Here is a 7,305-nt window from a genome sequence, read left to right as displayed (position 1 = left end):
CACGCACAACCCGGGCCGGGGCTGCGTGTACCGGATCGGCGGCAACCCCGTCCTGGTCGACTACGCGCACAACCCGGCGGCCGTCGCGGCGATGGGCGCGCTCGTCGAGCGGCACTGGGGCACCGGCGGCGTCGCCGCGGTCACCCTGCCGGGCGACCGGTCCGACGAGCTGGTGGGCGAGACCGCGCGGGCCCTGGCCCGGACGTTCGGCCGCGTCGTCGTCTACGAGGACGAGGACTTGCGCGGCCGCCGCTCCGGCGAGATGACCCGGCTGATCGTCGAGGGGCTGCGGGAGGGCCGCCCGGACGTCCGGCACCATCCCGCGGGCGACCTGAAGGGCGCGGTGACCTCGGCGCTGGACATGGCCGGGCCCGGCGAGCCCGTCCTGCTGCTGTACGAGAAGCTGCAGCCGGTCACCGAGCTGCTTGACACGCTCGGCGCCCGGCCGGACGAGGCGCCCGGCGGTCAGTCCCCGGAGGGCCAGGTGACGGGCAGGCCGACGTAGTTCTCGGCCAGCGAGGCCGAGGCCGCCTCGGACGAGACCACGTAGTCCAGGTGGGCGCGCTGCAGCCGCCGCTCGAAGTCGTTCGCGGCGGGATCGGTGTGCAGCAGGTGGGTCATCCAGTACGAGAAGTGCTCGGCCCGCCACACCCGCCGGAGGACCGCGTCGGAGTAGCCGTCCAGCAGCGTCTCCGACCCGGAGGCGTACCGCTCGGTCAGCGCCCGCGCCAGCACGATCACGTCCGACACCGCGAGGTTGAGGCCCTTCGCGCCCGTCGGCGGGACGATGTGCCCCGCGTCCCCGGCGAGGAACAGCCGGTCGTGGCGCAGCGGCTCGGTGACGAAGCTGCGCATCGGCGTGATCGACCGGTCGGTGATCGGGCCCTGGTGCAGCTTCCAGCCGTCGTCGGTCGCGAAGCGGGTCGCCAGCTCGTCCCAGATGCGGGCGTCGGACCACACGCCGAGGTCCTCGTCCGGCGGCACCTGGAGGTACAGGCGGCTGACCTCGGGCGAGCGCAGGCTGTGCAGCGCGAAGCCGCGGTCGTGGTGGGCGTAGATCAGCTCGTCGGTGGACGGGGCGACGTCGGCGAGGATGCCGAGCCACGCGAACGGGTACTCGCGGGAGAACGTGCGCCCCCCGGGCACCGCCGGGCGGCAGACGCCGTGGAACCCGTCGCAGCCCGCGATGTAGTCGCAGTCGAGCGTGCGGGTCCCGCCGCCGCCGCGGTACGTCACGCTCGGCGCGGACGGGTCCACGCTCAGCACCTCGGTCTCGAACCGCACGTCGCCACCGTCCGCGAGCCGCCTGGCGACCAGGTCCTTGACGATCTCGGTCTGCGCGTACACGGTCACCGTGCGCCCGGTGAGGTCGGTCAGCGGGATGCGGTGCCCGGCGCCCCCGAACCGCAGCTCCACGCCGTGGTGGACGAGCCCCACCCGGTCGAGCCGCTCACCGGCGCCGCTCTCGCGCAGCACGTCGGTCGTGCCCTGCTCCAGCAGCCCGGCGCGCTGCCGGTGCTCCACGTAGTCGCGGTCCCGGCTCTCCAGCACCACCGACTCGATGCCCTGCAGATGCAGCAGGTGGGACAGCAGCAGCCCCGCGGGACCGGCGCCGATGACGGCGACCTGGGTACGCATCCAGCCTCCTCCTCGTCGGACGGCGCGGCGACCGTCGCGCCCGCCGCCGTGGACTCACGCGCCGGCATCCCGTCCGGCGGAGAACATGTCGGAATGCCCGTGCCAGTGCGCGGCGACGTCGCGGGACAGCGCCCGCGCCGCCGTCGTCAGCGGCGGGAGCAGCCGCCGCAGGTCGGTGCCGCGCGTCCCGGACACCAGCGACAGCGCCGCGACCACCTCTCCCGCCGCGTCCCGCACCGGCACGCCGGCGGACGACGCGCCGAGCGTCATCTCGTCGCGGGTCAGCGCGTAGCCGTCGCGGCGGACCCGCTCGACGCAGCGGCGCAGCTCGCCCGGGTCGGTGATGGTGCGGACGGCATGCCGGGGCAGCTCGCCGGCCAGGACCGTCTCCTGGACCTCCGGCGGCGCGTACGCCAGCAGCACCTGCCCGACACCGGTGGTGTGCAGCGGCAGCAGCCCGCCGACCTGCGTCACGACCGGCACCGACCGCCGGCCCCGCAGCCGCTCGACGATCAGCGCGTGGCCGTCGCGCAGCACGCCGAGCTGCACGTTGTCGTGCGTCGCCTCGTACAGGTCCTCCATGTGCGGCAGCGCCAGCTCCCGCAGGCCCATGACGGCGGGGGCCTGGCTGCCGATGCGCCACAGCCGCGTCCCGATGCGGTAGGTGCCGTCGGGGACCCTTTCCAGGAACCCGCCCTCGGCCAGCTCCCCCACGAGGCGGTGGCCGGTCGCGAGCGGCAGGCCGGAGCGGCGGCAGATCTCGCTCAGGCTGAGGCGGACGCCGCCCTGCGCGAACGCGTTCAGGATGGCCATCACCTTGCCCGCCACGCTGACCGGCCGCGCGGCCTCCGGCCCGCCGCCTCCCGCGGGGCCGCCGCCCGCCGTGTCCCGTCCCACGTGGCTCCTCCGCCGGGCTCGCGCCGTCACTCCTGCCGTTCGGTGAGCACCCGCTGGGCGACGGCGAACGCCGAGTTCGCGGCGGGCACTCCACAATAGATCGCCGTCTGCAGGAGCACCTCCTTGATCTCGTCGTGCGTCAGCCCGTTGCGGAGCGCGGCCCGCACGTGCATCGCCAGTTCCTCCAGATGGCCGCCGGCGACCATGGCGGTCAGCGTGATGCAGCTGCGCGTCCTGCGGTCCAGTCCGGGGCGGCTCCAGATCTCCCCCCACGCATAGCGGGTGATCATGTCCTGGAAGTCTTCGGTGAAGCCGTCCTTGCGGGCCTCGGCGCGGTCGACGTGCGCGTCCCCGAGGACCTCGCGGCGCGTCTTCATGCCCCGCGCGTGCCGCTCCGCGTCGGTGCGGGCCTCCTCGCTCATCGGGCCGCTCCCTTCCATGTGGCGTCGAGATGGGCGGTGATCGCCTCGGTGACCGCGCCGGGCCGCTCCGCGTTGGCGAGATGCGCGGCTCCGTCGACGACGGCGAGGCGGGCGCCCGGGATGCCGCCGGCCAGCCGGTCGGCGTGGCCGTCCGGCGGTGTCGGCCCGTCCTGCGCCCCGGCGATCACCAGGGTCGGCGCGGAGATCTCCCCGAGCCGGCCGGTGGCGTCGAACCGCGCGAGCGCCTCGCAGCAGCCCGCGTACCCCTCGGGGGAGGTGGCGCGGAGCATCGCGACGTACGGTTCGGCGCCGGTGAACCCGGGGGTGAACCAGCGTCCGGCGGCCGTGTCCGCCACCGGCCCGACGCCCTCCCGGCGGACGAGCGCGGCCCGCTCGCGCCAGGGCTCCGGATCGCCGAAGCGCGGGGACGTGCAGCACAGCACGAGGCTCGCGACCCGCTCCGGCGCGCGGAGCGCGAGGGCGGTGCCGACGGCGCCGCCGAGCGACACCCCGGCGTAGGCGGCCCGGTCGGCGCCGAGGTCGTCCAGGAGTCGGACGAGGCCGTCCGCGAGGTCCTCGACGGTGAACGGGCCGGCGGGCGGCGGCGCGCCGCCGTGGCCGGGCAGGTCGTAGCGCAGCGTCCGCCAGGCGCGGTGCAGCGCGGGCAGCTGCGGGAGCCACAGGTCCATGGACGTGCCGAGGGACGGGCCGAGGACGACGAGGGGTGCGTCCGCCGGGCCGTCGAGGCGGTGCTGCGGCGGGGCTCCCGCCGGTGCGGGCGGGCCGGTCACGCGCGGCTCCTCCGGTAGGTGTCGAGGGCCCGGTCGACGAGGGCGGCGGCCGCGCCGGTCCCCGGGTCGTCGCCGAGCACGTCCAGCAGATCGTCGAGGTCGGCGCTCATCAGCCCGGGCGACACCTCCAGGCCGGCGAGCAGCTCGGCGGCCGTCTCGGCGGCGCCGCCGGTGAGCCGCAGGCTCTCGCGCAGCGGCTGCCACTCGGCGTGCCACTCCCCCGCCGGCCGCTCGTGCGGCGCGGCCTGCGCGGCCAGCAGGATCTGCACCTGCGCGGGGACCTGCAGCGCGGCCGAGCGGATCAGGGCGGACATCGCCGGGTTGCGCTTGTGCGGCATGGACGACGAGCCGCCCCGGCCGTCCCCGGCGGGTTCGGCGACCTCGCCGACCTCGCTCTGCGACAGCAGCCACACATCGGTCGCGATCTTGCCGAGGGCGCCGGCGGCCAGCGCCAGCGCCGACGCGAGCTCGGCGACCGGCGTGCGGCGGGTGTGCCACGGCAGGACGGGACGGTCCAGCCCCGTCTCCGCCGCGAAGGCCGCGACGAGGTCGAACGCCCGGTCGCCGAACGCGTCGAGGGTCCCGGCCGGGCCGCCGAGCTGCGCCGGCAGCGGCACCGCGGCGAGACGGCCGCGGGCGTCCAGGCAGCCCAGCAGCCAGTTCGCGGCCTTCGCGCCGAACGTCGTCGGCAGCGCCTGCCGCCCCAGCGTGCGGGCCGGCATCGGCGTGTCGCGGTACCGCGCCGCGAGCCCGGCCAGCGCGTCCAGTGCCCGGTCGAGGTGGGCGAGGACGACGCGCCTGGTCCGGGCCGCGACGAGCATGGCGCCGGTGTCGGCGATGTCCTGGCTGGTGGCGCCCCGGTGGACGTGCCGCCCGGCCGGGCCGGCGAGCGCCCGCAGGTCCGCGACCAGCGGGACGACCGGGTTGCCGGAGCCGCGCGCGCGGCGGGCCAGGTCCACCAGGTCGAAGCGGCCCGCGTCCGCGGCGGCGGCGCCGATCGCGGCGGCCGCGTCCGCCGGGATGATCCCGAGGCCGGCCTGGGCCCTGGCGAGGGCGGCCTCGGCGTCCAGCATCGCCGTCAGGTAGGCCGCGTCGCCCGTCGCGGCCTCGGCCTCGGTCCCCGCGCGGACGGGCGACAGCAGCCCCGCGTCGAGCGGCGGGGCGTCCGGCCGCGCGGGGCCGCGTTCGTCAGAAGCCAAGGAAGACCGTCTCCCGCTCCCCCTGCAGGTGGATGTCGAAGCGGTACCTCCGCTCCCCCTCGCGTGCGGCGATCAGGGTCGCGCGCCGCCCGGCCGGCACGGCGCCGAGCAGCGGGTCGGCGGCGTGGGCGGTCTCGTCCTCGGGGAAGTACAGCCGGGTGAAGACGGGCTTGAGCAGGCCGCGGGCGAAGACCAGGACGGCGATGTAGGCGGCGTCGTCGCCGCGCGCGCCGGGCTTGACGGTGCCGAACCAATAGGCGCCGTCCGCGTCGGTGGCGCAGCGGCCGAACCCGGAGAAGTCGTGCCCGTCCCGGACGATGCCGCCCGGCCGCCGCGGGATCTCCCCGTTCTCGTCGGCCTGCCAGATCTCCAGCAGCGCGTCGGGGACGGGCTCTCCGGCGCCGTCCAGCACCCGGCCGCGCACGTCGATCGCGTCCGGGCGCCAGCCCGGCACGACCCGCGGGCCGGTCTGGTACGGCAGCGCGTAGCCGAAGAACGGGCCGACGGTCTGCGACGGGGTGGGGCCGGGGGCGCCGTCGTGGGAAGCGGTGGTCATCAGGCCTCCATCGGGGCGTCGCCGAGCACGATGTCCCACTGGTAGCCGAGCGCCCACTCCGGCTTCGTCGTGTCCAGGTCGAAGCGGCAGATCAGCTTCTCGCGGTCCCGCTCGCCGGGGATCGACTGGAAGATCGGGTCGAAGGCGAACAGCGGGTCGCCCGGGAAGTACATCTGGGTGACGAGCCGCTGCGTGAACGCGGTGCCGAACACCGAGAAGTGGATGTGCGCGGGCCGCCACGCGTTGTGGTGGTTGCGCCACGGGTAGGCGCCCGGCTTGATCGTCACGAACCGGTAGCGGCCGTCGTCGTCGGTGAGGCACCGCCCGGCGCCGGTGAAGTTCGGGTCGAGCGGCGCGGGGTGGACGTCGCCGAGGTGCGCGTAGCGGCCCGCCGCGTTCGCCTGCCAGACCTCGACCAGCGTCCCGCGCACCGGGCGGCCCCGCCCGTCGAGGACCCGGCCGGTCACGATGATCCGCTCGCCGAGCGGCTCGCCGGGATGCTGGACGGTGAGGTCCTCGTCCAGCCGGCCCAGCTCCTGGTGCCCGAAGACCGGCGAGGTCGGCTCGACGCTGTCCGGACCGAGCTTCGGCATGATCAGTTCCTGTGCGGGCGCCCGGAGCACGGTGCTCTTGTAGCCCGGGGACAGGTATGGAGGATGCGTCATGCGCCGTTCCCTTCCGCCGCGACGTGCTCGGTAGGCTCTGCCGTGTCGTGCCCGGCCGGCCACGGGCCGGAACGCCGCGCGGCTCCGCCCGGTGCCGCTGCCCACCATGGCAGCAGAAGCCGGCGGCGGCACATCCGGGTTTCCGCTCAGTGGAAACCCGGGCGCCTGATCAGAGCCGTTCGGCCAGCCCGAACAGCGCGAACAGGCTCGTGTCGAAGAACGCCGAGACGTGCGCGACACCGTCCTCGGTGACGCCGAGCACCTGCAGCTGGTAGGCGCGGTGGACCCCCGCCTCGTCGCGCATGTAGAGCCCGAACGCGGGTTGCGCGTTCGCGGTCGCCGGGACCATCCGGATGTCCCCCGGGGCGGGGCCGCACTGCGCGATGATGAGCCGCACGACGGTGTCGGCGCCGACGAACCACTCGGGGAACGGCGGCATCTCCCAGACGACGTCCTTCTTGAACAGCTCGATGAGGCCGGTGATGTCGGCGTCCTCGAACGCCTTCGCGTACCGTTCGAGCAGGTCGCGCTGCGCCGGGTCGGTCGGCTCGACCAGCGCCTCCCGCACCGGCGCGTGCTCCTCGAGCTGGGCCCGCGCCCGCTGCAGTGCGCTGTTCACCGCGGCGGTGGAGGTGTCCAGCAGCTCGGCGACCTCCGCCGCGCGCCACTTCAGGACGTCCCGCAGGATCAGCACGACCCGCTGCTTGGCGGGCAGGTGCTGCAGCGCGGCGACCAAAGCGAGCCGGGTGCTCTCCCGGGCGGCGACGATCGTCGCGGGGTCGGCGGCGTCCGCCCCGGTCACGGTGTCGGGCGCGGGTTCCAGCCAGGGCACCTCGGGCGAGGCGACGACGGGCCGCTCGGGCTCGTCGCTCGGGGCGCCGAGCCCGGACGGCATCGGCCGCCGGCCGCGCTGGTCGATGGCCGTCAGGCACACGTTCGTGGCGATGCGGTACAGCCACGTCCGGAGCGAGGAGCGCCCCTCGAAGTCCCCGTAGGAGCGCCAGGCCCGCAGGTAGGTCTCCTGCACCAGGTCCTCGGCGTCGTGGATGGAGCCGAGCATCCGGTAGCAGTGCGCCAGCAGTTCCCGCCGGTACGGATCGGCGAGTTCCTGGAAATCCCGCTCTAGGGTGCTGTTCG

General features: G+C 75.5%; 9 protein-coding genes. 1 reads left to right on the top strand and 8 read right to left on the bottom strand.

Features of this window, described 5'->3' with window-relative positions:
• The coding region (locus E1289_RS35255) for a cyanophycin synthetase (protein WP_207929358.1) at positions 1 to 505 on the top strand (505 nt) is incomplete at its 5' end.
• Here E1289_RS35255 and E1289_RS35250 read toward each other — a convergent pair.
• From E1289_RS35250 to E1289_RS35220, 8 genes are all read right to left on the bottom strand, one after another.
• Positions 466 to 1,638 carry a 4-hydroxybenzoate 3-monooxygenase gene (locus tag E1289_RS35250; RefSeq protein WP_131988123.1) on the bottom strand — a complete coding sequence of 391 codons (1,173 nt, stop codon included), beginning with the start codon at positions 1,636 to 1,638 and terminating at the stop codon, positions 466 to 468. The two genes, E1289_RS35255 and E1289_RS35250, sit on opposite strands and share 40 nt — an antisense overlap.
• Positions 1,639 to 1,692: 54 nt before the next feature.
• Positions 1,693 to 2,535, bottom strand: coding sequence for an IclR family transcriptional regulator (locus tag E1289_RS35245; RefSeq protein WP_243713379.1), 843 nt, complete (start codon positions 2,533 to 2,535; stop codon positions 1,693 to 1,695).
• A gap of 26 nt (positions 2,536 to 2,561) precedes the next feature.
• Positions 2,562 to 2,957, bottom strand: coding sequence for a 4-carboxymuconolactone decarboxylase (gene pcaC / locus E1289_RS40370; protein WP_347813614.1), 396 nt, complete (start codon positions 2,955 to 2,957; stop codon positions 2,562 to 2,564).
• Complete coding sequence (pcaD, locus tag E1289_RS39255) at positions 2,954 to 3,748, bottom strand: 3-oxoadipate enol-lactonase (RefSeq protein ID WP_347813613.1); 795 nt, start codon at positions 3,746 to 3,748, stop codon at positions 2,954 to 2,956. Before pcaD ends, pcaC begins: the two co-directional genes overlap by 4 nt.
• Positions 3,745 to 4,947 (bottom strand): 3-carboxy-cis,cis-muconate cycloisomerase, encoded by a 1,203-nt coding sequence (gene pcaB / locus E1289_RS35235; RefSeq protein WP_131988121.1) that lies wholly within the window; start codon positions 4,945 to 4,947, stop codon positions 3,745 to 3,747. Before pcaB ends, pcaD begins: the two co-directional genes overlap by 4 nt.
• The gene (gene pcaG / locus E1289_RS35230) at positions 4,937 to 5,503 is read right to left on the bottom strand and encodes a protocatechuate 3,4-dioxygenase subunit alpha (RefSeq protein ID WP_131988119.1); all 567 of its coding nucleotides are present in this window, start codon (positions 5,501 to 5,503) and stop codon (positions 4,937 to 4,939) included. Before pcaG ends, pcaB begins: the two co-directional genes overlap by 11 nt.
• Entirely contained in the window at positions 5,503 to 6,168 is a 666-nt protein-coding gene (gene pcaH, locus E1289_RS35225; protein ID WP_131988117.1) for a protocatechuate 3,4-dioxygenase subunit beta, read from the bottom strand. The genes pcaG and pcaH overlap by 1 nt, the downstream gene beginning before the upstream one ends.
• 169 nt (positions 6,169 to 6,337) lie before the next feature.
• Positions 6,338 to 7,305 (bottom strand): sigma-70 family RNA polymerase sigma factor (locus E1289_RS35220; RefSeq protein ID WP_131988115.1); only part of this gene is annotated, 968 nt, incomplete at its 5' end.

The sequence above is a fragment of the Actinomadura sp. 6K520 genome, from assembly GCF_004349245.1.
Classification (GTDB): Bacteria; Actinomycetota; Actinomycetes; order Streptosporangiales; family Streptosporangiaceae; genus Spirillospora.
This window is presented reverse-complemented; position numbering and strand designations above follow the sequence as displayed.